Origin of the sequence: Winogradskyella pacifica, from assembly GCF_013403915.1 — a bacterium.
In the GTDB taxonomy this organism is placed as follows: Bacteria; Bacteroidota; Bacteroidia; order Flavobacteriales; family Flavobacteriaceae; genus Winogradskyella; species Winogradskyella pacifica.
In genome coordinates, this window is record NZ_JABFDI010000009.1 from 91,503 (window position 1) to 117,865 (window position 26,363).

At 33.7% G+C, this 26,363-nt stretch carries 26 protein-coding genes, 1 other RNA gene and 1 pseudogene; 16 read left to right on the forward strand and 12 right to left on the reverse strand.

Going from position 1 to position 26,363, the window contains the following annotated elements; all coding sequences use genetic code 11:
• The first annotated feature begins 11 nt into the window (after positions 1–11).
• Entirely contained in the window at positions 12–1,199 is a 1,188-nt protein-coding gene (locus tag HM984_RS09785; protein ID WP_179349035.1) for a PAS domain-containing sensor histidine kinase, read from the forward strand.
• 96 nt (positions 1,200–1,295) lie between these two features.
• Here the strand turns inward: HM984_RS09785 and rny are convergent, their stop codons facing one another.
• The 4 genes from rny to HM984_RS09805 all read right to left on the reverse strand — a co-directional run bounded on the left by rny (position 1,296) and on the right by HM984_RS09805 (position 3,718).
• On the reverse strand, positions 1,296–2,873 hold the full coding sequence (gene rny, locus HM984_RS09790; RefSeq protein ID WP_115808526.1) for a ribonuclease Y: 1,578 nt from the start codon (positions 2,871–2,873) through the stop codon (positions 1,296–1,298).
• Positions 2,874–2,929: 56 nt separating this feature from the next.
• Positions 2,930–3,060: non-coding RNA, 6S RNA (ssrS, locus tag HM984_RS09795), on the reverse strand.
• A 59-nt stretch (positions 3,061–3,119) separates the two neighbouring features.
• Complete coding sequence (locus HM984_RS09800) at positions 3,120–3,407, reverse strand: cell division protein ZapA (RefSeq protein WP_020897946.1); 288 nt, start codon at positions 3,405–3,407, stop codon at positions 3,120–3,122.
• 20 nt (positions 3,408–3,427) lie between these two features.
• On the reverse strand, positions 3,428–3,718 hold the full coding sequence (locus HM984_RS09805) for a coiled-coil domain-containing protein (RefSeq protein ID WP_020897947.1): 291 nt from the start codon (positions 3,716–3,718) through the stop codon (positions 3,428–3,430).
• A 178-nt stretch (positions 3,719–3,896) separates the two neighbouring features.
• On the opposite strand from HM984_RS09805, the gene HM984_RS09810 reads away from it, so the two are divergent.
• From HM984_RS09810 to HM984_RS09820, 3 genes are all read left to right on the forward strand, one after another.
• Entirely contained in the window at positions 3,897–5,585 is a 1,689-nt protein-coding gene (locus HM984_RS09810) for a M23 family metallopeptidase (RefSeq protein WP_179349036.1), read from the forward strand.
• A gap of 299 nt (positions 5,586–5,884) precedes the next feature.
• A complete protein-coding gene (locus tag HM984_RS09815; protein WP_115808524.1) occupies positions 5,885–8,308 on the forward strand; it encodes a TonB-dependent receptor in 2,424 nt (807 codons plus the stop codon).
• 143 nt (positions 8,309–8,451) lie between these two features.
• On the forward strand, positions 8,452–10,245 hold the full coding sequence (locus HM984_RS09820; RefSeq protein WP_179349037.1) for a T9SS type A sorting domain-containing protein: 1,794 nt from the start codon (positions 8,452–8,454) through the stop codon (positions 10,243–10,245).
• Here HM984_RS09820 and HM984_RS09825 read toward each other — a convergent pair.
• The gene (locus tag HM984_RS09825) at positions 10,235–11,380 is read right to left on the reverse strand and encodes a cysteine desulfurase family protein (protein WP_179349038.1); all 1,146 of its coding nucleotides are present in this window, start codon (positions 11,378–11,380) and stop codon (positions 10,235–10,237) included. The two genes, HM984_RS09820 and HM984_RS09825, sit on opposite strands and share 11 nt — an antisense overlap.
• A gap of 125 nt (positions 11,381–11,505) precedes the next feature.
• On the opposite strand from HM984_RS09825, the gene HM984_RS09830 reads away from it, so the two are divergent.
• Positions 11,506–12,480, forward strand: coding sequence for a hypothetical protein (locus HM984_RS09830; protein ID WP_115808521.1), 975 nt, complete (start codon positions 11,506–11,508; stop codon positions 12,478–12,480).
• Here HM984_RS09830 and HM984_RS09835 read toward each other — a convergent pair.
• Both HM984_RS09835 and HM984_RS09840 read right to left on the reverse strand, forming a co-directional pair.
• Positions 12,477–13,034 (reverse strand): DUF8465 domain-containing protein, encoded by a 558-nt coding sequence (locus HM984_RS09835; protein ID WP_115808520.1) that lies wholly within the window; start codon positions 13,032–13,034, stop codon positions 12,477–12,479. The two genes, HM984_RS09830 and HM984_RS09835, sit on opposite strands and share 4 nt — an antisense overlap.
• Positions 13,024–13,239 carry a hypothetical protein gene (locus HM984_RS09840; RefSeq protein WP_115808519.1) on the reverse strand — a complete coding sequence of 72 codons (216 nt, stop codon included), beginning with the start codon at positions 13,237–13,239 and terminating at the stop codon, positions 13,024–13,026. The genes HM984_RS09835 and HM984_RS09840 overlap by 11 nt, the downstream gene beginning before the upstream one ends.
• 92 nt (positions 13,240–13,331) lie before the next feature.
• Between HM984_RS09840 and HM984_RS09845 the strand changes: the two genes are divergently transcribed.
• Entirely contained in the window at positions 13,332–13,628 is a 297-nt protein-coding gene (locus HM984_RS09845; protein ID WP_115808518.1) for a DUF2752 domain-containing protein, read from the forward strand.
• A 14-nt stretch (positions 13,629–13,642) separates the two neighbouring features.
• A complete protein-coding gene (locus HM984_RS09850) occupies positions 13,643–13,975 on the forward strand; it encodes a CCC motif membrane protein (protein ID WP_115808517.1) in 333 nt (110 codons plus the stop codon).
• Between the two features lie 82 nt (positions 13,976–14,057).
• Here HM984_RS09850 and rocD read toward each other — a convergent pair whose 3' ends face one another.
• Entirely contained in the window at positions 14,058–15,302 is a 1,245-nt protein-coding gene (rocD, locus tag HM984_RS09855) for an ornithine--oxo-acid transaminase (protein ID WP_179349039.1), read from the reverse strand.
• Between the two features lie 140 nt (positions 15,303–15,442).
• Positions 15,443–15,514 (reverse strand): annotated as a pseudogene (locus tag HM984_RS17750) (DUF6768 family protein); the annotation flags it as partial.
• Positions 15,515–15,752: 238 nt separating this feature from the next.
• On the opposite strand from HM984_RS17750, the gene rlmD reads away from it, so the two are divergent.
• The 4 genes from rlmD to HM984_RS09875 all read left to right on the forward strand — a co-directional run bounded on the left by rlmD (position 15,753) and on the right by HM984_RS09875 (position 19,299).
• The gene (gene rlmD / locus HM984_RS09860) at positions 15,753–17,207 is read left to right on the forward strand and encodes a 23S rRNA (uracil(1939)-C(5))-methyltransferase RlmD (RefSeq protein WP_179349040.1); all 1,455 of its coding nucleotides are present in this window, start codon (positions 15,753–15,755) and stop codon (positions 17,205–17,207) included.
• Positions 17,208–17,780, forward strand: a complete 573-nt coding sequence (locus HM984_RS09865; RefSeq protein WP_179349041.1) for a DUF6452 family protein — start codon at positions 17,208–17,210, stop codon at positions 17,778–17,780.
• Positions 17,761–18,504: a DUF6048 family protein gene (locus HM984_RS09870; RefSeq protein WP_220347452.1), complete on the forward strand. Its 744-nt coding sequence runs from the start codon at positions 17,761–17,763 to the stop codon at positions 18,502–18,504. Before HM984_RS09865 ends, HM984_RS09870 begins: the two co-directional genes overlap by 20 nt.
• Before the next feature lie 231 nt (positions 18,505–18,735).
• Positions 18,736–19,299 carry a DinB family protein gene (locus tag HM984_RS09875; RefSeq protein WP_179349042.1) on the forward strand — a complete coding sequence of 188 codons (564 nt, stop codon included), beginning with the start codon at positions 18,736–18,738 and terminating at the stop codon, positions 19,297–19,299.
• Positions 19,300–19,337: 38 nt separating this feature from the next.
• Here the strand turns inward: HM984_RS09875 and HM984_RS09880 are convergent, their stop codons facing one another.
• The 3 genes from HM984_RS09880 to HM984_RS09890 all read right to left on the reverse strand — a co-directional run bounded on the left by HM984_RS09880 (position 19,338) and on the right by HM984_RS09890 (position 22,004).
• On the reverse strand, positions 19,338–20,282 hold the full coding sequence (locus HM984_RS09880; RefSeq protein WP_179349043.1) for a phosphoribosylaminoimidazolesuccinocarboxamide synthase: 945 nt from the start codon (positions 20,280–20,282) through the stop codon (positions 19,338–19,340).
• A gap of 121 nt (positions 20,283–20,403) precedes the next feature.
• Positions 20,404–20,919, reverse strand: coding sequence for a hypothetical protein (locus tag HM984_RS09885; protein ID WP_179349044.1), 516 nt, complete (start codon positions 20,917–20,919; stop codon positions 20,404–20,406).
• A 131-nt stretch (positions 20,920–21,050) separates the two neighbouring features.
• On the reverse strand, positions 21,051–22,004 hold the full coding sequence (locus HM984_RS09890) for a PhoH family protein (protein ID WP_115808508.1): 954 nt from the start codon (positions 22,002–22,004) through the stop codon (positions 21,051–21,053).
• Between the two features lie 121 nt (positions 22,005–22,125).
• Between HM984_RS09890 and HM984_RS09895 the strand changes: the two genes are divergently transcribed.
• From HM984_RS09895 to gldG, 5 genes are all read left to right on the forward strand, one after another.
• The gene (locus HM984_RS09895) at positions 22,126–22,962 is read left to right on the forward strand and encodes an SAM hydrolase/SAM-dependent halogenase family protein (protein ID WP_179349045.1); all 837 of its coding nucleotides are present in this window, start codon (positions 22,126–22,128) and stop codon (positions 22,960–22,962) included.
• A 3-nt stretch (positions 22,963–22,965) separates the two neighbouring features.
• Complete coding sequence (locus tag HM984_RS09900) at positions 22,966–23,262, forward strand: putative quinol monooxygenase (protein ID WP_115808506.1); 297 nt, start codon at positions 22,966–22,968, stop codon at positions 23,260–23,262.
• A 216-nt stretch (positions 23,263–23,478) separates the two neighbouring features.
• Entirely contained in the window at positions 23,479–24,201 is a 723-nt protein-coding gene (gene gldF, locus HM984_RS09905) for a gliding motility-associated ABC transporter permease subunit GldF (protein ID WP_179349046.1), read from the forward strand.
• 1 nt (position 24,202) lies between these two features.
• Positions 24,203–24,700, forward strand: a complete 498-nt coding sequence (locus HM984_RS09910) for a hypothetical protein (protein WP_179349047.1) — start codon at positions 24,203–24,205, stop codon at positions 24,698–24,700.
• Positions 24,687–26,357: a gliding motility-associated ABC transporter substrate-binding protein GldG gene (gene gldG, locus HM984_RS09915; RefSeq protein WP_179349048.1), complete on the forward strand. Its 1,671-nt coding sequence runs from the start codon at positions 24,687–24,689 to the stop codon at positions 26,355–26,357. Before HM984_RS09910 ends, gldG begins: the two co-directional genes overlap by 14 nt.
• Positions 26,358–26,363: the final 6 nt, after the last annotated feature.

The window sequence follows — 26,363 nt, forward strand, 5'->3', positions numbered from 1 at the left end:
ACAAAGAGAAAATGATGAAACTTCCAAGTCTACATATAAGAAATTACAGGTCAGCCTTTTATAAAACCCGAGAAATCTCCGAACCTACAATAGAAGACGAGAAGTATAGAATAGCGTTAGAATTATCTAATGTTGGTATTTGGGATTGGAACATTGTTACCAACAAAGTATTTTACTCAAAAGAATCGAAACAAATCATAGGATATTCGAACAATGAATTAAAAAACACCTCTGAATTTTGGGATAGTAAAGTACATTTAGATGACAAAGAAACGTATTATAATGAATTTAAGTCTCTATTAAAAGGCCATATTGAATTATACGAGAACGAATACCGTATTCAATGTAAAGATGGTAGTTATAAATGGATTTTAGATAAAGCAAAAGTTGTAAATAGAGATTCTAAAGGTAAACCCTCTCATATTATTGGTACACATACAGATATTACCAATTCTAAAGATAAGGAAGCCCAACTTAAGAATAACTTACAACTTATAACGAGCCAAAATAAACGTTTATACAGTTTTACCCATATTGTTTCTCATAATTTAAAAACACATATAGGGAATCTAAAAAACATATTAGAATTTTATGATGAAGCTGGTTCGGAAACTGAGAAAGTAGAACTGGTTGAGCATTTAAAGTCTATATCAGATTCTTTAACCACAACGATCGTCGATCTTGATGATATTGTAAGTATAAAATCTAAAATTAATATTAGTCAGCTTAACGAACGTGTAGACCTGCATGACTTTACAAATAAAATTATTGAAAGTCTAAAAATAGACAGCGACAAACAAGGGGTTACCATACACAATGCTTTGAGGAAAGATGAATCGATGCTAACGAATAGATCTTATTTAGAAAGTGTGTTTTATAATTTGATTTCTAATGGTATTAAGTATTCAGATCCTAATAAAAAATCTCAAATCGTCATTCAATCCATTCACACTAAAGATTCGGTTAAAATTCTTATCTCTGATAATGGTATTGGTATTGACATGAAGAAGTATAAAGATCAAGTATTTCAAATGTATAAAACCTTTCATGGCACTGAGCGATCCGATTCTAGAGGTATTGGTCTATACATTACAAAAACGCAAGTTGAAGCTTTACAAGGGGAAATTTTAATGGAGAGCACACTAAACGAAGGCACGGCTTTTTCTATAACCTTCAAAAACAAAAAGAACTCTAATTAAGGAATCACTAACGATCCCACATTTTAATTAGCTTAAAATAAGGCATAAAAAAATCCGGTTGTATACCGGATTTTTTCATTTTATATATGTTAATTACTATTTAGCAATATTCACTGCTCTAGTTTCTCTAATCACTGTAACCTTTACTTGACCTGGATACGTCATATCTGTTTGAATCTTTTGAGAAATCTCAAATGATAAACTTGCCGCTCTCTCATCAGTTACTTTTTCGCTTTCTACAATAACACGTAACTCTCTACCTGCTTGTATTGCATAAGCTTTCTTTACACCTGTAAACCCAAAGGCAACATCTTCTAAATCCTTTAAACGTTGTATGTAAGAATCTAAAACTTGGCGTCTTGCACCTGGCCTTGCACCAGAGATAGCATCACATACTTGAATAATTGGCGCCAACAATGTTGTCATTTCAATTTCATCGTGGTGAGCTCCAATAGCATTACAAACCTCTGGTTTTTCACCATGTTTCTCCGCCCATTGCATACCTAGGATAGCGTGTGGAGTTTCAACATCTATTTCAGATGATGGTACTTTTCCGATATCGTGTAATAATCCTGCACGTTTAGCTAACTTAGGATTTAAGCCTAATTCTGCAGCCATTACACCACAAAGTTTAGCAACTTCACGCGAGTGTTGTAGTAAGTTTTGTCCGTAAGATGAACGGTATTTCATACGCCCTACCATTTTAATTAACTCAGGGTGTAAACCATGAATTCCTAAATCGATAACTGTACGTTTACCTACTTCTATAATTTCTTGCTCAATTTGCTTTTCGGTTTTCTTTACAATCTCTTCAATTCTTGCAGGATGTATTCTTCCATCAGTTACCAATTTGTGTAATGATAAACGTGCTATTTCACGTCTTACAGAATCAAAACAAGATAAGATAATCGCTTCTGGTGTATCATCTACAATAATCTCTACACCTGTTGCAGCTTCAATAGCTCTAATATTTCGGCCTTCTCTACCAATAATTCTACCTTTAACGTCATCCGATTCAATATTAAAAACAGACACACAGTTATCTACTGCTTCTTCTGTTCCGATACGCTGAATAGTGTTAATTATAATTTTCTTAGCTTCTTGCTGCGCTGTTAATTTCGCCTCTTCTACGTGGCCTTGTATAAAAGCCATCGCATCCGTTTTGGCTTCTTCTTTAAGCGATTCTACTAATTGACTTTTAGCCTCTTCAGCAGATAATGAAGAAATGACTTCCAATTGTTTTATTTGGTTCTTGTGCGCCTTTTCAATTTCCTCTTGTTTCTTGTCTAAGAATTCTAATCTAAAATCATAATCCTTAATTTTATCCTCAAGCGATTGATTAGACTTCTTTGACTTACTCAGTTCGTTAGACACATGAGATTCTTTATCTCTAATACGCTTTTCAGCTTCAGCCATTTTTTTATCACGAGATAAAATCACCTTTTCGTGTTCTGATTTTAACTCAATAAATTTTTCTTTAGCCTGTAGTATTTTATCTTTTTTTAGAGATTCTCCATCTGATTTTGCTTGTTTTAAAAGCGATTGAGATTCTCGTTCTGCATTTTCAATTATTTTTGAAGCTTTTCCTTTTTCTAAAGATTTAGCGATTATATATCCTAGTATTACTCCTAATATTACTCCTCCAACAATATATATAATTGTGTTAGTGTCCATGTTCATTATTTAGTTTAGTGTATAAAAAAAGCCTACATCAGTTATCGGTTTTGTATAAACTCCTTAAAAACAAGTTTAGGGCTAACAAGCTGATCAAAAATCTGTCTAAGATACTGAAACGAGTTCAGCACTAACAGCACGATTTTACAACTTAAACTCACCCTTTTTAAAGAATTGATCGTTGAGTTTATCAAAAAATGTAACTAATGTAGGCAGTAACCTTATGTATTTAAAAGAACGTACGAGTTAAATATGTTGATTTAAAAGTTCATTTAAAGCTTCAAGCTTTTCCTGTACTTCTTCATTTACATACTCTTTATCTATTGACTTTTGCTCTACTTGAGCGGCAAATTGCAAGGCACACATGGCCAAAACATCTTGCTTATCTCTTACAGAATAATTCTGCTCAAATTGTCCAATCATAGCCTCAATCTTTTTTGTGGCTTTACGTAAACCTTCCTCTTGGCTTGGGTTTATCGTTAACGGATAAACTCTATTTGCTATAGAAAGTTTAATTTTTAATTGTTCTGACATTATAATCTAAATTTACAATATTATTCTGATAATTGTCCAATACAATGGTCAATATCTCTAATAAGTGCATTTATTTTGAGCTTCGTTTCTCGTTTATTTTCGTCACTACCAAGCATTGAATTTGCCATTTTGAGTGTATCATGTTTTTCTACCCAAGCAGAAATTTCTTCTTGCTGTTCTAGAAGCCTTTGTTGTTGCTGTTCTAATTGATCTGAGAGTTTAGCATTCGTTTGTTTTAAAACCTCCTGCTTGTGTAAAATCTTACTGATTTTATTCTCTAACGCATCAACAATGTCTTCTATTTTACTCATTAAAGCAATTCAATACTATTGAAACAAAGTTAACATACCTAATGAAAAAATACAATTCTTTTACGTTTATTTTTTAATATTATAAGTTCAACGAAATTAAACCGTTAATAAAAATAATACGGTTTTAGAATTTGCAAATCGTAATCAAATTGATATTTTAGCTGTAATAGTTGATTTTATGAAACAATTTTTGGCCCTTTTTTTAATAACATGTTCACTACATGGACAATCCGAATATCCTCAAGATTATTTTAGGCATCCCTTAGATATTCCATTAGTACTTTCTGGCACATTTGGAGAATTACGATCTACACATTTTCATGGTGGATTAGATATAAAAACACAACAAAGACAAGGTTTAAAAGTTTATGCTGCCGCTGAAGGCTATATAAGTCGGATTAAGATTTCTCATTTTGGCTACGGAAAAGCCATCTATATTACACACCCAAATGGTTACACTACAGTTTACGGCCATCTTAAGGCTTTCTCAAAACGTTTAGAAGATTATATAAAACAATGTCAGTATGATAAAGAAAGTTTTGAGGTCGAAGTATTTCCTCATACTGAAGAACTTTTAATTTCGCCAGATGAAGTCATTGCATTTTCTGGTAATACGGGTAGTTCTGGTGGACCTCACCTCCATTTTGAAATAAGAGACAATGAAGAACGTCCAATGAATCCATTATTATTTGGTATGGAAGTTAAAGACTCTAAGGCTCCTTACATTTCTGGTGTTTTTGCCTATCCTAAAGATAAAAATGCTATCATCAATGGAAAAAACGAGCGCGTTCCTTTACGATTAATCCCTCAAAAAACAGGAGATTATGCTGTAGAGAAAATATCCGCTTATGGTAATGTTGGTTTTGGAGTGATTTCTTTTGATAAACAAGATTTAGCACCAAACAATAATGGTGTTAGTAATATTCAAACGTTCTTTAATGGAAATAAAAGTTTAGAAATAGATTTTAAACGCATTAGCTTTGATGAAACCAAACATATTAAACGTATGGTGGATTACGAGTATTATGTGCGAAAGAAAGCTAAAATTCAGAAACTTTTTATTGAAAAAAATAATCCGCTAAGCATTTATAAAGATGCTTATGATAACGGGTATGTTGAAGTAAAAGACAGCACCTCATCTGTATATAAAGTAAGAATAAGAGATTACCACCAAAATGAAGCTTGGGTAGTGATACCCATAGACGGAAAACTTGAAACGATTAAGAAAGACAGTGTCTCGGATGTATCTAAAAAATCATTGGTTAGCAGTGATAGCAATACTAAATTAACCTCAGGAAACATTACTGTAGATTTTTATCAAAATACGGTATATGATGATTCTTATATTGATTTTAGAGTGAGTTCTGACACCCTTTTCCTTGGTGATGACAACATTGCTATGCAGAAAAACTTTTATATTAATTACGATTTAAGTAATTATAAGACAGAGCACCAAGACAAACTTTATATTGCTAGGTTTTATGGTAGTTACAAAAAGCCATATTATGTGTCTACCTCAAGAAAAGGTAACACCTTATCAGCAGGAAGTAAAGCTTTAGGAACTTATGCCTTAGCCATAGACACCGAACCGCCAACAATAACACCTATTAACTTTACGGATAAAAAATGGATAAGCAATTATCGTTATCTAGAACTTAAGATTGATGATAAACTTACAGGTATTAGTAAATACAGAGCAACAGTTAATGGTCAGTGGATTTTAATGGAATATGATTACAAAACAAACACACTTACACACGATTTTAATGATAATATCGTTAAAGATACCAGAAACGAATTAAAAATAATTGTAACAGATAATGTGGGAAATAGTTCTACATTTGAAGCAACGTTTTTTAGAAAATAGATGAAAAATAGATTTAAGACCACTTTACTTCTAGAATTAAGAAGTAAGACGCATGGTGTTCCTGTTAAAATTCAGATTTAGATTTTTAATAAAAATAAAATTATATTCTAGTAAGATTTCTTCTCTAATATGTCCTCTTAAGGTGACTTTAGAGGGGTGTTTTTTTAGGACAAAAAAAAATATAATAACAACCATAATATATAAGATTGAAATATAATCTCTAATTTCAACTTAACTAAAAAAATTATAACCATTTGAAACGCTTACATTTTATAGTCTTAATAAGCTTACTGTTTAGTATGCTTTCCTTTTCACAATCCGCAATTATTAGAGGTGTTATATTAGATGAAGGTAACTTACCTATCGAAGGTGTAAACATTACAACTAGTAATGGAGAAGGCACTTCCACCAACAATAATGGTTTTTACGAACTTAAAATTCCTTTTGGAGTTGAAGTCACCGTAATTTTTACTCACGTTTCTCACAAGCGTGTAGAACAGAAATTTGACTTAAAAAACGGACAGGAGATTGAATACAACCCCGTAATGTTAATTGAAGTTGAACAAATTGCCACTGTAATTATCAATACAAACACCAGACAATCGGTTGATGGAGTCACCTCCATTTCTCCGCAAATGATTAGAACAATTAAAGGAGCACAACCTGGCGTTGAGAACATTTTAAAAACATTACCGGGAGTTAACATTTCTAATGAGTTAAGTACACAATACTCTGTAAGAGGCGGAAATTTTGACGAAAACCTAGTTTATGTTAACGAAATTGAAGTGTATAGACCGTTTTTAATTCGTTCTGGAAATCAAGAAGGTTTGAGTTTTGTAAATACCGACATGGTTCATAATGTCGATTTTTCGGCTGGGGGATTTCAAGCGAAGTATGGAGATAAATTATCATCTGTTTTAGATATCACTTATAGAAACCCTGTTGACTTTGGTATACGCGCGGATTTAAGTTTACTTGGAGGAAGTCTTACTGCTGAAACCGTTTCGAAAGATGGTAAGTTTTCTGGTATTGCGGGTGTACGTTATAGAGATAATAGTTTATTATTAAATAGTCTTGAAACAGAAGGCAATGTAGAACCTGTCTTTGCAGATGCACAAACCTATTTAACGTATCGTTTTTCGAGTAAATTTCATTTAAACTTTTTAGGAAATATCTCTTCAAACAAATACAATTTTCAACCCGAAAACAGACAAACTAATTTTGGAACCTTACAAGATCCGGTGGCTCTATTAGTGTTTTATGACGGTCAAGAAAAAGATCAATACCAAACTTATTTTGGGGCTTTTAAAGCTAATTATTTTGCTAGTGATGATTTAACGCTTAAACTCGTTGCTTCCGCTTATCATACCACAGAACAAGAATACTTCGACATCTTGGCACAATACCGTTTAGGCGAAGTCAACACAAATATTGGAGATGAAAATTTAGGAGACGTCGAATTTAGTGAAGGTATTGGTTCGCAATTAACACATGCACGTAACGATTTAGATGCGTTCATTGTAAATGCAGAACACCGAGGTGATTATAAAATTGATGACGAAAGTACTGTAGAATGGTCAGTAAAATACACTAATGAAGATATTAGAGATCGTTTAGTAGAATATGAAGTTATTGATTCTGCTGGTTTTTCAATTAGACCTCCAATATTTAGCCAAACCAATCCACAACCTTATACTCCTTTTTCTGGACCACTAGTTGCATTTGAAGATACTAGAGCAACAAATCGCATACAAATTAATAGATTTCAAGCTTTTGTGCAATACAGCAAACGAACAGATTGGAATGGCAACGAGGTATTTTATAACGCTGGTGTAAGAACACATACTTGGAATGTCAGTGGCGATGGCATTACAGATAATAAAACACAAACCGTTATTAGTCCTAGAGGACAGTTTGCTATTAAACCTAGTTGGGAAAAAGACATGCTCTTTAGAGTGGCGGCAGGTTTGTATTATCAACCTCCTTTTTATAGAGAGTTGAGAGATTCTGAAGGTGTTGTAAACCCCAACGTAAAAGCACAAAAATCATTTCATGTGGTGTTAGGAAACGAATATAGTTTCGAAATATGGGACCGACCATTTAAACTAGTTACCGAAGCTTATTATAAAGGCATGACTGATGTTAATCCTTACACATTAGAAAATGTTAGAATTCGTTACAGTGCAGATAACAATGCAGAAGCTTATGCTTATGGTTTGGATTTAAGGCTTAATGGCGAATTTGTACCAGGTACAGAATCGTGGTTTAGTTTTGGTTATTTAAAAACCGAAGAAAACATTGACGACCGTGGCTATATTGCACGGCCAACAGATCAACGTTTAAAATTTGGTGCGTTATTTCAAGATTACGTGCCTAATATGCCAGATTTAAAAATGTATTTGAATTTAGTGTATAACACAGGTGTTCCTGGTGGTTCTCCAAGTTATGCAGATCCTTATAATTACCAATTGAGACTACGTGATTATAGACGTGCCGATTTAGGAATTTCATACCAAGTGGTTAATCCTGAAAAGACATACAATTCAAAATGGAAAGAATCCTTTAGAGAATTGTCTATCGGTTTTGAAATCTATAACATGTTTAACAACCAAAACTCTATTACCAATACTTGGGTTAGGGATGTTTATAGCAAGCAACAATATGCGATTCCAAATTATCTAACTCCACGTGTCTTTAACGTGAGACTGTCTGCTCGTTTTTAGATTACATCCCTGTTTTAGAGCGAAATGAGTATGCTTTTGGATGAATTCAGCAAAGCGAGACCATTTTATATAACTAATTTTGACTAGCTAAATTTATTTAGGTACTTTACTATCTTTAAACTTTAGTTCAAAATTTAAGAATTATGAAACGATCCCTCTACTCATTACTACTACTTTGCTCCTACATATCTTTTGCCCAACTTAGTGTACAAAATGATGCTTATATCTTTGTGAAAAATCAATACGTTTATGTTACTGATGATGTAAATATTGATGACGTAGATTCTAAAATCTATCTAAGAGACGAAGCGCAGCTACTTCAAGGGGATGGGACGACAGGTAATTCTGGTAGTGGGCAATTAAGTGTTTATCAAACAGGAACCGTAAACCAATGGAGTTATAATTATTGGTGTTCACCTGTTGGAAATAATTCTGCCGCTTTTGGAAATGAAGATGCACGTGTTAATTTAATTGATGAGGCTACAGGATTAATATCTAGTACCGAGGCATTATTTACGTCTAGCTATGATGGCTCTTCTAGCCCATTAACTATAGCCCAACGTTGGTTATGGACGTATCAAACGTCTGATCAATATCTCGATTGGGTTTTTGTAGGTGCTACAGGAAATATTAAACCAGGACTTGGTTTTACTATGAAAGGTAATGGAACCGGTTTAACCGGAAGTCAAGTATATGATTTTAGAGGCAAACCAAACAATGGTATTATTACGAATGATGTTGCTAATGGCTTAAATACTTTAGTTGGTAACCCGTATCCTAGTGCTATGGATTCTGCTGCGTTTATTCATGACCCAGCCAACCAAGCATCAATTAATGGCACTTTACAATATTGGGAACAAGATGGCAATGTGCCTTCGCATGTATTGCAAGATTATATTGGAGGGTATTCTTTATTTACCATAGATGAATTTGGTGGAATTATCACTAACACACCTGCTGTTTTCTTTACATACGATGAGCAAGACAACATAAATCCTTTACCTCCTCCCGGAGGCTCTGGAACAAAACAAGCTTTACGCTACATACCAATCGGTCAAGGATTTATGGTAGAAGGAATAGCTGGTACACCAGAAGCTCCAGCAACGGTATATGTAAAAAATGAGCATCGTGCGTTTGCAAAAGAATCGGATGGTGAGAGTTATTTCTTTAGAAATAGTAATGATAATGGTACAGCTGAAAACACAGGAATTCAATATCAAACTAATGGGCTTTCTATAATTCCTGAAGATTATAAACGTTTTAGAATTAATGTCGATTTTAGTGATGAAGAATCGCAATACACAAGACAATTAATTTTAAATTTTCATGATTCTGCAACTGCCGGATTTGACTATGGGTTAGAATTAATCCGAACAGAAAGTTATAACTCAGACGCCTATTTTTCTTTAGAGGACAAGGTGTATTCTGGTCAGGCATTTCCTTTTGAAGAAGCTTTAGTAATTCCTGTAGCCATTAATATTGAGCAACAGCAGCCGCTGCGTTTTAGAATTTTTGATATTCAGAATTTTGATGATTCTCAAGGCATTTATATTCATGATAATAACAATGACACTTATACTAATTTAAGGCATTTAGATTATGAATTAAATATTGAACCTGGAAACTATACAGATCGTTTTGAAATTGTATTTACCTCTCAAACTTTAAGTGTTGACGAATTTGATACCAACACACTAACTCTAAACCAAAACAATACGCTTCACCAACTTTCGGTACAAAACCCTAAAGGTTTAGACATTAAGAGCATTGAGGTTTATGAAGTTACTGGTAAACGTATGATTCAAGTCCAGTTTGATGCCATCGAAGATGAATATAACGTATCGACGTTACGCTTAAGTGATGGTGTTTATGTCGTAAACGTATCTTCTGACACAAACCCTACAGCGAAATCGCAAAAGATAATTGTTAAGAATTAACAAATTTCTTCAAAACAGAAATCACATAATCTAACTCGTCTTTGGTGTTATAAATACTGAACGAAAAGCGCACAGAAGGTTGTTTTAGTTTATCATTAGTTAAAATTTCGGATAACACATGCGATTGTTGACTACTTCCGCTTTGGCAAGCACTTCCTTTTGAGCATGCAATCCCTTTTAAATCGAGTTGAAACTGTAACATCGGAGCTTTTGCAGGTGCAATTGGCAAACAGACATTAACTAACGTGTACGTACTATTTTCAACAGTTTCGCAACTACCATTAAAACTCGCGTTAGGTAAATGTGTCTTTATTTGTTGAATGAAATAGTCTTTTAAGTCCGAAACGTATTTTTTATCCTCATCAAGATTAGCATAGGCTATTTTTAAAGCTTCATCCATACCAACAATATTGTGTGTTGATTCTGTACCAGCCCTATAACCACGCTCTTGTTCACCACCAAAAATTAACGGTTTTAAACCCGATTCTTTTCGTATAAAACAAAACCCAACACCTTTTGGTCCATGAAATTTATGTGCACTTGCTGCCATAAAATCAATTTGGATTTCTTTTAAATCTATTTTGTAATGCCCAACAGACTGTACCATATCTGAATGAAACAAGCCGTTATGTGTTTTACAAAGTTGCGCTACTTTTGCTAAGTCTAAAATATTGCCAACCTCATTATTAATATGCATTAAACTTACGAGTGGCTTATTTGTAGATTGTAATAGCTGCTCTAAATGCAGATAATCTACGACACCACAATCGTCTAAATTTACATAGTGAATATCTATGTTGTATTCTTTTTGAAGTTGTTCGGCTGTATGCAAAACAGCATGATGCTCAATTTTCGTTGTAATAATATCTGTAACACCTAAATCTCTTACCGCACTTCGCATCGCCAAATTATCAGCTTCTGTGCCTCCAGATGTAAATACAATTTCTGAAGAAGACACATTAAAGTACGAAGCGATATTCTTTCTACATTGTTCTAAAAGCGCTTTTGACGAGCGCCCAAAACTGTGTGTGGATGAAGCATTACCATAACTCTCGTTTAAGACTTTTGTCATGCGTTCAACAACTTCTGGTCGTAAAGCGGTAGTGGCTGCATTATCTAAATATACTGAATTCATGTGCTTATAGGTATTGAAGTTTTATGGACACATGCGGTTGGGTATTCATCATTAGTTTAAATGATAAAATGTTAAACATGCCCATTTCGTCTTGCAAAAATATTGTAAATAAAATTATTTAGATAATGGAGCGTTATAATTTTACAAATCCGTTATTTTTGTTAAAAATTGAATCTATGATCCGTCGTTTTTTTATTCTATGTTGTTTTGCTTTTTTAACCACCTGCGATGATGGTGATATCTTAACTGTAGATTTAGAGTTTGATGAAATTTTGGCACAATGTGATAATTTTGAAGATTACCACCTTGTTTATGATACACGAGATGATCCAAATGAAGCACTTATTTTAATTTTCCCTAAGAATACGATCAATGATGCGCTATTTTCATCAGCTACAACATTAGATGTACCGACACAATTAACAATTAACGCCAGTACCACACGTTTTATTTACAGAACGTATAATAGAGAATTAAGTGCTAGCGATCTTTGCGCTGTAGTTCCTCCTGCAAATTTAACGATACGAGAAGATTATGAAGCACTATCAGGTGATGTGTACATAACCTCTACTATATTAGATGATGATAATGATGGAGTTCCTAGTATTGATGAATACGGCCCTGGCGGTATAGACAACCCACAAGATACAGACGGAGATGGCATACCAGATTATCTCGATATCGATGATGATGGTGATAATGTATTAACAGAAAATGAACTTGACGAATTGGATGAAGACGGGGATGATAACCCTTTAACCAATCCTTTAGATACAGACGGAGATGGTATCCCAGATTATTTAGATGATGACGATGATGGGGATGGAGTGCTTACACGCTTAGAAGACGCCAATGGAGAAAATGGTCCTGGAGATGATCGTATAGCTGTTAATGGTGTTTTAGTACTGCTGTACCTGAATCCTTTGGAAGATACAACCTATGACTTTGAAGATTATAATGCTTTTGAGAACACATACACAAGAACAGTAACAACTGATTTCATTATAAAAGATACAGATTTAACGATATTTAGATCAACAGAAATTAATCTTGGTACATTAACAACGGTTATTGACGACTTTACCCCTGAAGATAATTAAGGTTCTATATTCTGAAGAATCCTAACCTCTGTAGCACCTAAACCGTAGGTTTTATAATCGGCATCATAAAATTTCACGTTATTATAGCGACCAAAAAGCGTTTCTAATTCTTGGCGTAATACGCCTTCTCCTACTCCATGTATAAAAACAATTTTAGGAATTCGTTTTCGCATGGCGAATTCTAACTGACCTCTAGCGGTGTCTAATTGAAGATTGAGCATATCATAATTAGACATGCTTCGAGACGATTTTGTTAAATGGTGAATATGTAAATCTACTTCAAATTTAGGAGCGTGACGCTCTTTTGGTTTTACTGTAGGTTCTGACTTTCGTTTTTTAGATGCTTTCTCTTTTTTTACAGCTTCGAAATCGGTGTTGTAAACCGCATTTTCTAAACTATTACCAGAAGCCATTAACATAAGTTCTCTGGCTTCAAACTGAAAAACAAAACCATCGGAGTCTTCAACAGAAATCGTATCTCCTGAAATTTTTGTGATGACTCCATAAATAGCGTCATCAATCGTTTCTACGGTATCTCCTATTTTAAACTTCATCTTCTTTTTCTGTTTTAATAAAAGATTCCTCAAGATTATCGTGCTTACTAGGAATATTTCGAGAAGTTCTATAAATACCAAATACTAATAAAACAACTCCACCCATTAAGATATAAGTGTTCTGTTCTTCCTGCGCTTGTGCATAAAAAGCGACTAAGCCACCAACCACAATACTGATAAAATTTATAAGTCTAGATATATTCATCATTCAAATATTTAAAGCAGGCACAAAAATAAGGTTTAGAAAAATAGTAATAGCAATAACAATAGTTTTTAGCAAATTGTTAATTTAGCAAAATGTTAATACTCGCAAAAGGACTCGATGATTATATGTTACCATGTTTATGGAAACAAACGTTTAATGTAGATTGTATGGGTTGCGGTATGCAACGCTCTATTTCATTAATTTTAAGTGGTGATTTGGTTGCTGCTTTTTATATGTATCCTGCAATTTATTCACTTATTTTAATGTTTTCTTTTCTATTATTGCACCTTAAATTTCAATTTAAAAACGGGCACAAAATAATTCTTGGGCTTTTTATCTTAAATATTAGTATTATTGTAGTAAGCTTTTTAATCAAACATTTTAACTAATTAAATCAACACAAATGGAAAAACAAATGTTACCAAATGCAACCCTAGCACTAATTATGGGTATTTTATCAATAGTAGGATGCTGCTGTTATGGATTACCCGGAATAATTTTTGGTATTGTTGCTATAATTATCGCGAGTAAATCTGAAAAATTATACAAACAAAACCCTGAAGAGTATTTAGGCTATGGAAATGTAAAAGCTGGAAAAATAATGGGAATTATAGGTGTAGTTCTTGGTCTTTTATTTGCAGCTTATATGGCTTGGTTCCTTGGTCAAGTAGGATGGGATGCTTTAAGCGATCCTGAAATGCTAATGGAAAGAATGGAAAATATGCAAAACCAATAGGTTTTATATACTGTTCTAAATAACTAAAAAGCGATTTTCAATTAAGAAAATCGCTTTTTTTATACTTATTATCTAGTAAGTTCTAAACTTCAAATTCTTTTAAAGTCTTAGTGATAATAGACACACAATCTAATAATTGCTCTCTGGTCATTACTAAAGGTGGAGCAAAACGAATAATATTTCCATGTGTTGGTTTTGCTAACAAACCGTTATCTCTTAATTTTAAACAAATATTCCACGCAGTATCGCTGTCTTCGTCATCGTTTATTAAAATAGCGTTCAATAAGCCTTTACCTCTTACTGAATTTACAATAGAACTTGTTTCTATAAATTTAGATAATTCGCTTCTAAATAATTCACCCAATACTTGAGCATTATTTGCTAAATCTTCATTCTTTACAACTTCTAAAGCTGCAATAGCCACTGCTGCTGCAATTGGATTTCCTCCAAAAGTACTTCCGTGATTTCCTGGTTTTATAACATTCATAATGCTATCATCTGCTAAAACAGCAGACACAGGATAAGCACCACCTGATAACGCTTTTCCTAAGATTAAGATATCTGGTTTTACGTTTTCATGGTCTACAGCTAACATTTTACCTGTTCTTGCTATTCCTGTTTGTACTTCATCTGCAATGAATAAAACATTATGAGCTTCACAAATTGCTTTTGCTTTTGATAAGTACCCTTCTGTAGGAACATAAACTCCTGCTTCACCTTGAATAGGTTCTACTAAAAACCCAGCAACATTAGGGTTGTTTTTCAAGGTCTGCTCTAAAGCCTCTAAATTATTATATTCAATCTTTATGAAACCATTCGTATAAGGTCCAAAGTTTTTACGCGCTACAGGATCGTTACTAAACGAAATAATAGTTGTCGTTCTTCCGTGGAAGTTGTTTTCACAGACAACGATTTCAGCTTCATTTTCATCAATTCCTTTGACTTCATAAGCCCATTTTCTACAAATTTTCAAAGCGGTTTCTACAGCTTCGGCTCCTGTATTCATAGGTAAAAGCTTATCGAAATTAAATGTTTCGGAAGCATATTTTTCATACTTACCTAACATGTCATTATAAAAAGCTCTTGATGTTAAGGTTAGTGTTTGTGCTTGCTCAGTCATGGCAGCAACAATTTTAGGATGACAATGCCCTTGGTTTACGGCAGAGTAAGCAGAAAGGAAATCGTAATATTTTTTACCTTCTACATCCCAAACATATACACCTTCTCCTCTACTTAATACTACAGGTAGTGGATGGTAATTGTGCGCACCATATTTGTTTTCTAAATCTATCGCTTCTTGCGATGTTAATTGGTCTAAAACAGCCATTTTAAAAATAATTTAATAAATGAATAAAATATCCATTCCTTCATCACCTTTATTCTTTCAAACGTATTGAAAAAGCAGCGTGGGAGAGAAATCATCCCTAAGAACGTGCAAATTAATAAATATTCTTTTCGATTTAAAACTTACTCCGTTATTTTTCCTGACAATGATGAAACTTGAAGCTCTAACCTTTTTATTTCGTGTAAAATCACTTTCTTATCTACTTATATCCAAAACAACAATTTCAATAGGTCTGTTTCAACACTACTTAATAACCACACCTATTGCGTTTGGTAAGACTGTACAACATCTTTACATGCACGTATTAAATAGCACAATGCATAAAGTTTTTAAAGAATAAATCGTTTAAACTTAATCTAAATCATTACAGACCTAATTCAGTCTAACTATTTATAAAATAAGAATATCTTTGCACTCAAATTATTATAAGAAATGCCAAAAAGAGAACGGAATAAATTTGTAAGACGCGGGGAAATCATTGAGATTTTAATTGAAGACTATGCTTTTGGCGGCAAAGGTATTGGTCGTATTAGAAATGAACATGGAGAATTCGTTGTTTTTGTTCCTAATACGTTACCAGGTCAGTTGGTTAAAGGACAGGTAAAAAAGACGAGTAAAAAGTATGCCGAATGTAAACTTTTTGAAGTCTTAAAACCATCGGAAGATGAAATAGACATGCCTTACCAAACTATTCCTGGCGCTCCATATATAAACTTACCAATAGAAAAGCAACACGAATACAAAAAGCAAAGTACTTTAGAGTTATTTAAGCGCATTGGTAAAGTTGCTGATATTGAAGATAAATTTGACGAATTTGTAACCTCTCCAAACACGTTTCATTATAGAAATAAAATGGAATATGGTTTTTCTGCCATTGGTTATAATCACGAATTAAAAACCGATGTAGACGAATTTACATTAGGATTTAAAAAGCGTGGTACATGGTGGTGTGGTGACGATCTTAAAAAAGATTCTGGTTTATTTGATGCTGAATTTGAAAACCGATTAAAAGATATTAAAGCGTATTGCGTAGACACCGGATTAGCACCTTGGCATCCTCCAAAAAGAGAAGGCTTTTTTAGATATTTTGTCGTTAGAAAATCTTTTAAAACCAATCAATTACTTTTCAACTTAGTCACAACCTCCCATGATTTACCAGAGTTTGACTTAGATAAATTCGCGAATTATTTAGTCGAGTTATTTGGCGATCGTGTTGCTGGTTTACTACATACCATTAACGACGAAACCGGAGATAGAACAATTGCTACAACAGGAAGTATTTCTTTAGTATATGGAGACGATAAAATTGTTGAAGAATTATTAGGCTTAAATTTTGAAATCAGCATGAAAAGCTTTTTTCAAACCAATCCTAAATGCGCTGAGAAGTTATATTCTAAAGTGGTTGATTATGCTCTAGAAAACAAAGATGCCATTGATAATACGGTTGTCTTAGATTTATTCTGCGGAACAGGAACTATTGGTCAAATTATAGCTAACAAATCCGAAAACACTAAAATTGTTGGAGTTGATATTGTAGCAGCTGCTATTGAAGACGCAAAAGAAAATGCCAAACGAAATAATATTGAAGGTTTAAAATTCTTTGCAGCTGATGTTGGTAAATTCTTATCAGAACATCCTGAATACACCAATAAAATTAGAACCATTATTCTAGATCCTGCAAGGGCTGGTATTGCACCAAAAACTCTTAAAAAAATAATAAACCTAAATGCAGAACGTTTGGTTTATGTATCTTGTAATCCTGCAACACAAGCCAGAGATACAGAACAATTAATGGAGTCTGGTTACACCATTAAAAAATTAAGTTTGGTAGATCAGTTTCCGCATACAGCACATATTGAAACGGTTGTGTTATTTGAGAAAAAGTAAATGAAAAACTTAAAATTTTTAGTCCTGTTTATAGCTATAGCACTTGTTAATTGCGAACGCGATGACATTTGCCCTGCGACTACACAGACCACACCTAGATTAATAGTAGAATTCTACGATGCTTCTGATACGGATGAATTATTAAATGTATCTAGAATTACAGTATATGGAGATGGTTTATTAGAATTAGATGGTGATGGCAATCCTATTGAGCCAACGGTATCTTCGGATGCCACGCTGCTCTTTAACGAAATTGCAAATTCAGTAGAATTACCGCTTATAGTTGGAGCAGAACAAGAACTTATAACAACACGTTTTATCTTAGAAAAAGACACCGACCTTAGGCTAGATGATGATCCTTTAACGAATTCAAATATAGATATTATAGAAATCTCTTATAATACAGAATTTATCTACGTGTCTAGAGCATGTGGATACTCTAGTAATTTTAAGTCTTTAGGAATTACAAGAGTAACAGACGCTGACCAATGGATTACCAATATAGAAATTGAAGAAACCACACAAGCACTTATAGAAAATGAAAACACAACACATGTACGCATCTTTCACTAGAAGTGTAATCGTATTGCTGTTGTTTTCTGCAATGGCTTTTGCGCAAGAAAAGAAAAAAACAGTCAACGATACACTAGTATTTAAGCAAAAATACGGTCTTAGACTTGGTGCTGATATAAGCAAACTCGGAAGAACGTTTTTAGATGATGACTATTCTGGTTTTGAAATTATGGGTGATTACCGTTTAACCAAACGTATTTATATCGCTGGTGAAATTGGAAACGAAGAACGTATTCTCGAAAATGAAGTCTTAAGCAATACCACAAAAGGTAGTTATTTTAAAGCCGGATTAGATATGAATTTCTATCAAAACTGGCTAGATATGGAGAATATGGTTTATGTCGGATTCCGTATTGGAGCAAGCTCATTCAATCAAACGCGAAATAGCTATACCGTTTACGATATTAATAATCAATATTGGGGCGATCGCTTTACGGTTAATGAAGCGAAGGAATTTAATGGCTTAACGGCACTTTGGACAGAGTTACAATTTGGTTTAAAAGCAGAACTCTTTAATAATTTCTTTGCTGGATTCAACTTTCAACTGAAAGTCTTAATTACTGAAAAAGAAATCGATGATTACGAGAATCTTTATATTCCTGGCTACAACAGAACCTATGATAGTAGTCGAATTGGTGGTGGATTTGGATTTAACCTATCTTACTTAGTGCCCATTTTTAAGAAAGATAAAATCATAATTCAAGAGAAAGAGGTCGACGAATAGTTGTTGGTGATTGGTGATTGGTGATTGGTGATTGGTGATTGGTGATTGGTGATTGGTGATTGGTGATTGGTGATTGGTGATTGGTGATTGGTGATTGGTGATTGGTGATTGGTGATTGGTGATTGGTGATTGGTGATTGGTGATTGGTGATTGGTGATTGGTGAAAATTAAATTATACCAGATAAACTATTCAGTAAAAAGTCTTATCTTTTCTTTATTAAATAGTTTCAAATGCATAAAGATGATATTGCCGATTTAATTGACGCCAAGCATTCTGAGCTCATTACTTGGTTACAAAACCAAGCAGACGAATCTTGGACACTAGGTCCTGAAGGCAAATGGACAACAGGGCAGCAAACCTTACATTTACTACAAAGCATCATTCCTTTAAACAATGCTTTAAGTATGCCAAAAGTCTTACTACGATTTAAATATGGTAAAGCGAATAGACCTGTTAGATCTTACGATGCTATTGCAAAACGCTATAACGAACGCTTAAAAGATGCTAAGGGCACAACGTTTAAAGGTTCTCGCAACATGAAAATCCCAAAGCTTGAAGACAAACAGTATATTTTAAATAGACTACAAACCGAAGCAAAAAAACTACAATATAAAACGAGACGTATTAGCGATGCAAATTTAGATACTGTGGTGTTACCACATCCATTAATGGGAAAAATGCCTGTTAGAGAAATTATAATGTGGACGGCTTATCACGTTGAGCAGCACTTACAGACGCTAAGGAACCACTCAGAATTAGTCATAAATGAAAATAACCTTACATTAAAACAATAATGTTAAGGTTATAATCAATACAAGGCTTCGGCCTTATGTTACTTTAAATATTCTAATACATTCTTCTCAATACGATTCTGAATATCGGAAACATCACCTTTTACAAACGTATCTCCTGTTATATTTTCATACAACTCAATATAGCGTTCGCTAACAGATTGAATATAATCATCAGTCATTACCGGAACCGTTTGCCCTTCTAAACCTTGAAAGTCGTTAGCAATTAACCATTGTCTTACAAATTCTTTAGACAATTGTTTTTGTGCTTCACCGCTATTTTGACGTTCTTCATAACCATCTGCATAAAAATAACGTGAAGAATCTGGTGTATGAATTTCATCGATCAATACAATTTTTCCGTCTTTAGTTTTCCCGAATTCGTATTTTGTGTCTACTAAAATTAATCCACGAGCTGCAGCAATTTCTGTTCCGCGTTGAAATAATTTACGCGTATAATCTTCAAGAACGATATAATCGTCTTCTGAAACGATTCCCTTTTTAAGAATATCTTCTCGTGAGATATCCTCATCATGGTCTCCCATTTCAGCTTTGGTCGCTGGTGTGATGATTGGCTCAGGAAATTTATCATTTTCCTTCATGCCTTCAGGCATTGCAACACCGCATAGCATACGTTTTCCTGCTTTATATTCTCTAGCAGCATGGCCAGACATATAACCACGGATTACCATTTCAACTTTAAAAGGCTCACACAAATGACCAACAGCCACATTAGGATCTGGAGTAGCGACCAACCAATTAGGCACTAAATCTTCAGTCTCCTTCATCATTTTAGTGGCAATCTGATTTAAGATTTGACCTTTATACGGAATCCCTTTTGGCATCACCACATCAAAAGCACTTAAACGATCTGTAGCAACCATCACCAATTGCTCATCATTAATATTATAGACTTCTCTTACTTTTCCTTTATAAATATTTTTCTGATTCGGAAAATTGAAATTGGTATCTACTATGGTGCTCATTTAATCATCATTTATTTGTGAACTACAAATGTAATTTCTTTACTTGGCCCAAACAATAAACTCAATAAAAAAAGGAGAAATAAACTTTCTCCTCTTTAATTTAACTTTTATATGTTTTCTTTTATTTAAACCTAATATTATAGGTGGCTCCAATTCCTACAGATTGAACATCTAAGTCGTTCTCTGCAAAAGTGTTTTGATAGTAAGCGTAAATATTCCAATCACGATTATGGTAACCTATTTGTGGATTAACATAAAGTCCTCCTTCGTTGTCATCTATTCCGGTTAAAAAACCATATCCTAAATCGGTTCCGAAGAACAAACCATCAGGCGTAAAATAATAACGAATGAATCCTGCTAGTGGAACGATTCCGAAATCATCAGTATCATCTTTCCCAAAATAGTTGGTGTAACCAGAAGCTAAACCAACTCCTAAGTTAGGATTGAATAAATATTGCCCTCTCAAATCTAAACCTAAAGCAAAGGATGACGCATCATCTGCATCTCCAACTGGTATCCCTGCCGTTAAACCAGCTTTTAGCCAAGAGTTGTCTGCATTAAGGTCAATGTCTTCTTCTTGAGCAAATAATGGACATAATCCTAATGATAATCCGATAATTAAAAGTACTTTTTTCATGTTGTTTAAGTTTTGATTATATCGACAAATTTAAACAGGTTTACGTCTGAATATTTTACATGATTTCGCTTTAATTTTATATAATTCAAAGCAAAACCCCAATAACAACCTGACTTACAACACTTTCCTGACTATTCTATATTTTCAATACTTCTATACGCTGCAATCACTTTCTTAACAAGCTTATGACGAATGACATCTTTATCATCTAAATAGATAATACCAATACCTTCTACATTTTGCAATACCAAAAGCGCTTCTTTTAAACCTGAAATGGTACGACGTGGTAAATCCACTTGGCCTGGATCGCCTGTTAAAAGGAACTTTGCATTCTTTCCCATTCGGGTTAAGAACATTTTCATCTGTGCATGTGTCGTATTTTGTCCTTCATCTAAAATCACAAAGGCATTATCTAAAGTACGTCCTCGCATAAATGCTAATGGAGCTATTTGTATCACGCCCTTCTCCATGTAACTTTCTAACTTTTCATGCGGAATCATATCACGTAAAGCATCATACAACGGTTGCATATAAGGATCTAACTTTTCCTTTAAATCACCTGGTAAAAACCCTAAGTTTTCGCCAGCTTCAACCGCAGGACGCGTTAAAATAATACGCTTAACTTCTTTGCGTTTTAAAGCTTGTACAGCCAAAGCCACTCCGGTGTAGGTTTTACCAGTTCCGGCAGGTCCAATGGCGAATACCATATCATTATTTCGCATACTTTCTACCAGCTTGCGTTGGTTGGCCGTTTGTGCTTTAATAAGTTTTCCGCCAACACCATGTACCAACACTTCATCACTTTTAGCAGACGTTGAGTAATCATCGCTACTTTGACTTGTTAATACACGCTCAATAACGTTTTCATCGAGCTTGTTGTACTTTGCAAAATGCTTCATCAACATGGTCATTCTGCGATCAAACTCTTCAAGTAAATCTTCATCACCATAGGCCTTCAATTTATTACCTCTGGCTACTATTTTAAGTTTAGGAAAATACTTTTTAAGAAGTTCAATATTAGCGTTTTGTGCTCCGAAGAATTCCTTTGGAGATATTTCTTCGAGTTCTAGGATAAGTTCATTCAAAAGCGAGCTACATTTAGTGTGTTAATATGTTTTCTTTTATTAATTTTGTAATTCTGTTGTATACACACAAAGCTAATAATTTTACAACCATAATTCTTAAAAATATATCAACAATCAATTCATGGCTATAATCACTTTAACGACTGATTTTGGAGAGAAAGACCACTTTGTAGGAGCCATAAAAGGATCTATTTATAGCGAGCTTGAACAGATTAATATTGTAGATATATCACATTCTATTTCGCCTTTCAACATTTCTGAAGCAGCATATATTATACAGAACGCCTATAGCAGTTTTCCAAAAGGAACGATTCACATGATTGGTATTGATTCCGAGTTAAGTCCTGAAAACAAGCACATTGCCATCAAATTAGACAACCATTACTTTATATGTGCTAACAATGGTATTATGAGTATGATTTGTGCAGAAATTGCTGCAGAAAAGATTGTTGAGATTAACATACACGATAGAGTTGAAACCAATTTCCCTGTTTTAGATATTTTTGTTAAAGTCGCTTGCCATATTGCACGTGGAGGAACTTTGGATGTTATAGGAAAAGTTATTAACAGTATTAAACCAATTAAAAATTTAATACCGTTTGTAAACGACGAGCAGAATCAAATTATTGGTAGTGTGATCTATATCGATAATTATGGAAATGTGGTAACTAATATTAAACGGAAGTTTTTTGAATCGCTTCAACAAGGAAGAGTATACGAAATATCCGCTCGAAGTCATAAATTTAAAACCATATTTAATAAATACAGCGACATTTTAAACGATGATCAAAAAGAGTCTAAACGCAATATAGAAGGTAAAGGTTTGGTTGTTTTTAACTCCTCTGGTTATATTGAAATTGCAGTGTATAAAAGTAATAATAGTACCGTTGGTAGTGCTTCTACTTTAATGGGATTAAAAACTATGGATACCGTAACCGTTAATTTCTTAAACCCATAAGCTTTGTTAGTAAGAATTGTAAAAATGAGTTTTGAACCGTCTAAGATCGAAGAATTCTTGGCTAACTTTGAAGTCGTTAAAGACAAGATTCGAAATTTTGAAGGCTGTAATTTTTTAGAACTGTACCGCGATCAAAATACAACCAATATCTTTTTTACCTATAGCTATTGGAATTCTGAAGCTGATTTAAATAATTACCGACATTCTGATTTGTTTAAAGGTGTTTGGGCAAATACAAAACCAATGTTTAATGCTAAACCTGAAGCTTGGAGTGTGGATAAGCTCGCTTCGCTTGAGTAGGCAGTCTCAGTTTGCAGTTAAATTGAGTAAAAAATAAAGTTAAGACTATAAAACAAACTATTACGTCGCTCAAAAAGAAGAGTTATAGGACGGACAGAACGCTAAGTAAATTAAAATAATTCAAACATTTCACTTTACACTGAACACTGAACACTGAACACTGAACACTGAACACTGAACACTAAACACTGAACACTGAACACTGAATACTAATCTATGCTAGCAATCTTAAAAAAAGAAATAAATACCTTCTTCGCGTCACCAATCGGTTATTTGGTTATTGGCGTCTTTTTATTACTCAATGGTTTATTTCTATGGGTTTTTAAAGGTGAATTCAACATTTTAGATAATGGATTAGCGAGTTTGTCATCCTTCTTTTTACTCGCACCTTGGATTCTTATTTTTTTGGTACCTGCTGTAACCATGCGCAGTTTTAGTGATGAAAAGAAACAAGGCACTTTAGAATTATTGGTTACTAAGCCTATATCACATTTTCAGATTGTATTAGGAAAATACCTTGGTGCTTTTGCACTTATCCTAATGGCGCTTGTGCCAACCTTATTATATGTTTATACCGTTTCACAATTAGGAAATCCTGAAGGTAATCTCGATATGGGTAGCACTATTGGATCTTATTTTGGGTTGTTATTTTTAGTAGGAGCTTATACAGCGATTGGCGTTTTTGCCTCTACCCTTTCCGATAATCAGATTGTGGCTTTTATTATTGCTGTTTTTATCTGTTTCTTTTTCTATTTTGGGTTTGAAGGCCTTTCTAACTATACTATTTTAGACAACCTTGTTTATATGGAAAACCTAGGAATGTCAGCACATTATAATAGTATGAGCCGCGGCGTTATTGACACAAGAGATTTAGTGTATTTTATAAGCATCTCCTTCGCTTTTTTACTATTTACAAAACTCAGAATCCAAAAACAATAACATGATAATTACACCTTTATTAATTATATTCTTACTCATTGTATTTATACTACTGTTTTTGTTTCTAAACACGGTTGATAAACGCAAATGGCTATCTGGCTTAATCAGTTTAGTATTAACGCCTATTGTGTTTTTCTTTATGTTTTATCCGTTTTTAAATATTATAAGCAACTACCATTATCAAAAATATTTTGATAGTGAGGCTTGGACAGAAAGTCCTTCTCTACGTTATGAAATGATTGATAACACAGTTGAATCTGACACATTAATTACTGCTTCAAAAGAACAAATCACCACACTTTTAGGAAAAGAAGAATGGTTGACTTGGGATGACACAAAAAAAACTCACGACACCAATAAGTGGAATTATGGCCTTGGTATAGAACCCGGTGCGTTTACCGATAAAAGAGAATGTGTAGAAATTACGTTTAAAGATGATAAAGTCATTGCCGTAAGGCCTTATCAAGAAGAAATAACTTTTGAGAATGAAAAAGAATAAATCTATACTATATATAGTCGTTATTATTGTTGGACTCGTTATCGTTAATGCGATTTCAAGTTCTGTATATCAACGTTTCGATCTAACCAAAGACCATCGTTACACACTTTCGGATGCTTCAAAATCATTAATCAGCGACTTAGATTCTCCGTTAATTATAGATGTTTTTTTAGAAGGTGATTTCCCTTCTGAATTCAGATTACTTCAAACTGAAGTTAAACAAATTGTAGATGAATTTCAATTAGCATCTAACCAAATATTTGTCAATTATATTGATCCTGTTGAAGATGAAACCACACGCCAACAATATATTGAACAACTTACAAATGCTGGCCTAGAACCCTACATCAACACAGATAACAGCACAGGCAAAGTCACGCAAGACATTATTTTCCCATGGGCTTTTGCGAGTTATAAAGATCAAACATTAAAAATTCCACTTCTAAAAAAAAGTATCACGCAAGGTTTACAAGAACAAATTAATAATTCGGTACAAGCTTTAGAATATGCATTCGCAGACGGTTTTAGTAAACTGGTCAATGCAAAAGCTAAAAAGATTGCAATCTTAAAAGGTAACGGGGAATTAGATGATTTATACATCGCTGATTTTCTAAAAACTGTAAAACCGTATTATAATTTAGCGCAATTTACTTTAGATAGCGTCGCTACGAATCCACAAGGCACCTTAGATAATCTTACATACTACGATTTAATTATTGCGGCAAAACCAAGTGTTCCGTTCACTGAAAATGAAAAGTTAGTTTTAGATCAATATACTATGAATGGGGGTAAAAGTCTATGGCTTACTGAGTCTGTTGTTATGGATAAGGACAGTTTGCTAAATGATGCTGGTACTGGTGTTTCAATTATGCGCGATTTACATTTAAATGATTTCTTCTTCAAATACGGTGTAAGAATCAATCCTACTTTAGTAAAAGACCTCTATTCTGCTCCAATTATGTTGTCTATTGGAGAAGGCAGCCAAGCACAAATGCAACCTATACAATGGCAATATTCGCCTTTGGCAGCATCCAACCCTAATCATTCCATTACTAAAAATTTAAACTTAGTAAAATTTGATTTTGCGAGTCCGATTGACACATTAAAAAATGGTATTAAAAAATCAATCTTATTACAGAGTTCACCAAAATCAAAACTAGAAGGTGCACCAACTACAATTTCATTAGCAAATGTCACTAACTCACCAAATGAAGAAAGTTACAGTCTAGGCCCACAAAATTTAGCTGTGCTTTTAGAAGGTGAATTTTCTTCGGTATATGATCAGCGTGTTCTTCCTTTTAAGGTGAAGAACTTTAAATCTAAAAGTACTGCTACTAAAATGGTAGTGATTTCTGATGGAGACCTTATAAAAAATGAAGTCATTAGAAACAGACCACAAGAATTGGGCTTTGATCAACTCACCGGAAAATCATTCGGAAATAAAGAATTTCTGCTAAATTCGGTGAATTACCTCTTGGACGATTCTGGACTTATAAACATAAGATCTAAAGAAATAAATGTCGCTTTTTTAGATGCGGAAAAAATTAAAGATAATAAATCCACATGGCAATTTATTAATATTGCTTTGCCACTCATACTTTTAGGACTGTTTGGTTTTGTATTTAACTATTTAAGAAAACGTAAATATGCCGCTTAAATTTCG

What these genes read in the sequence shown, in the direction of transcription:
- HM984_RS09825 (WP_179349038.1), bottom strand. Translation starts at nt 11,380, where the DNA reads ATGAATTCAGTATATTTAGATAATGCAGCCACTACCGCTTTACGACCA.
- HM984_RS09810 (WP_179349036.1), top strand. Translation starts at nt 3,897, where the DNA reads ATGAAACAATTTTTGGCCCTTTTTTTAATAACATGTTCACTACATGGA.
- rocD (WP_179349039.1), bottom strand. Translation starts at nt 15,302, where the DNA reads ATGGCTGTTTTAGACCAATTAACATCGCAAGAAGCGATAGATTTAGAA.
- HM984_RS09880 (WP_179349043.1), bottom strand. Translation starts at nt 20,282, where the DNA reads ATGAGCACCATAGTAGATACCAATTTCAATTTTCCGAATCAGAAAAAT.
- rny (WP_115808526.1), bottom strand. Translation starts at nt 2,873, where the DNA reads ATGGACACTAACACAATTATATATATTGTTGGAGGAGTAATATTAGGA.
- HM984_RS09820 (WP_179349037.1), top strand. Translation starts at nt 8,452, where the DNA reads ATGAAACGATCCCTCTACTCATTACTACTACTTTGCTCCTACATATCT.
- HM984_RS09835 (WP_115808520.1), bottom strand. Translation starts at nt 13,034, where the DNA reads ATGAAGTTTAAAATAGGAGATACCGTAGAAACGATTGATGACGCTATT.
- HM984_RS09800 (WP_020897946.1), bottom strand. Translation starts at nt 3,407, where the DNA reads ATGTCAGAACAATTAAAAATTAAACTTTCTATAGCAAATAGAGTTTAT.
- gldG (WP_179349048.1), top strand. Translation starts at nt 24,687, where the DNA reads ATGAAAAAGAATAAATCTATACTATATATAGTCGTTATTATTGTTGGA.
- gldF (WP_179349046.1), top strand. Translation starts at nt 23,479, where the DNA reads ATGCTAGCAATCTTAAAAAAAGAAATAAATACCTTCTTCGCGTCACCA.
- HM984_RS09805 (WP_020897947.1), bottom strand. Translation starts at nt 3,718, where the DNA reads ATGAGTAAAATAGAAGACATTGTTGATGCGTTAGAGAATAAAATCAGT.
- HM984_RS09885 (WP_179349044.1), bottom strand. Translation starts at nt 20,919, where the DNA reads ATGAAAAAAGTACTTTTAATTATCGGATTATCATTAGGATTATGTCCA.
- rlmD (WP_179349040.1), top strand. Translation starts at nt 15,753, where the DNA reads ATGCCAAAAAGAGAACGGAATAAATTTGTAAGACGCGGGGAAATCATT.
- HM984_RS09850 (WP_115808517.1), top strand. Translation starts at nt 13,643, where the DNA reads ATGGAAAAACAAATGTTACCAAATGCAACCCTAGCACTAATTATGGGT.
- HM984_RS09830 (WP_115808521.1), top strand. Translation starts at nt 11,506, where the DNA reads ATGGAGCGTTATAATTTTACAAATCCGTTATTTTTGTTAAAAATTGAA.
- HM984_RS09910 (WP_179349047.1), top strand. Translation starts at nt 24,203, where the DNA reads ATGATAATTACACCTTTATTAATTATATTCTTACTCATTGTATTTATA.
- HM984_RS09875 (WP_179349042.1), top strand. Translation starts at nt 18,736, where the DNA reads ATGCATAAAGATGATATTGCCGATTTAATTGACGCCAAGCATTCTGAG.
- HM984_RS09785 (WP_179349035.1), top strand. Translation starts at nt 12, where the DNA reads ATGATGAAACTTCCAAGTCTACATATAAGAAATTACAGGTCAGCCTTT.
- HM984_RS09840 (WP_115808519.1), bottom strand. Translation starts at nt 13,239, where the DNA reads ATGAATATATCTAGACTTATAAATTTTATCAGTATTGTGGTTGGTGGC.
- HM984_RS09895 (WP_179349045.1), top strand. Translation starts at nt 22,126, where the DNA reads ATGGCTATAATCACTTTAACGACTGATTTTGGAGAGAAAGACCACTTT.
- HM984_RS09815 (WP_115808524.1), top strand. Translation starts at nt 5,885, where the DNA reads ATGCTTTCCTTTTCACAATCCGCAATTATTAGAGGTGTTATATTAGAT.
- HM984_RS09865 (WP_179349041.1), top strand. Translation starts at nt 17,208, where the DNA reads ATGAAAAACTTAAAATTTTTAGTCCTGTTTATAGCTATAGCACTTGTT.
- HM984_RS09870 (WP_220347452.1), top strand. Translation starts at nt 17,761, where the DNA reads ATGTACGCATCTTTCACTAGAAGTGTAATCGTATTGCTGTTGTTTTCT.
- HM984_RS09845 (WP_115808518.1), top strand. Translation starts at nt 13,332, where the DNA reads ATGTTAATACTCGCAAAAGGACTCGATGATTATATGTTACCATGTTTA.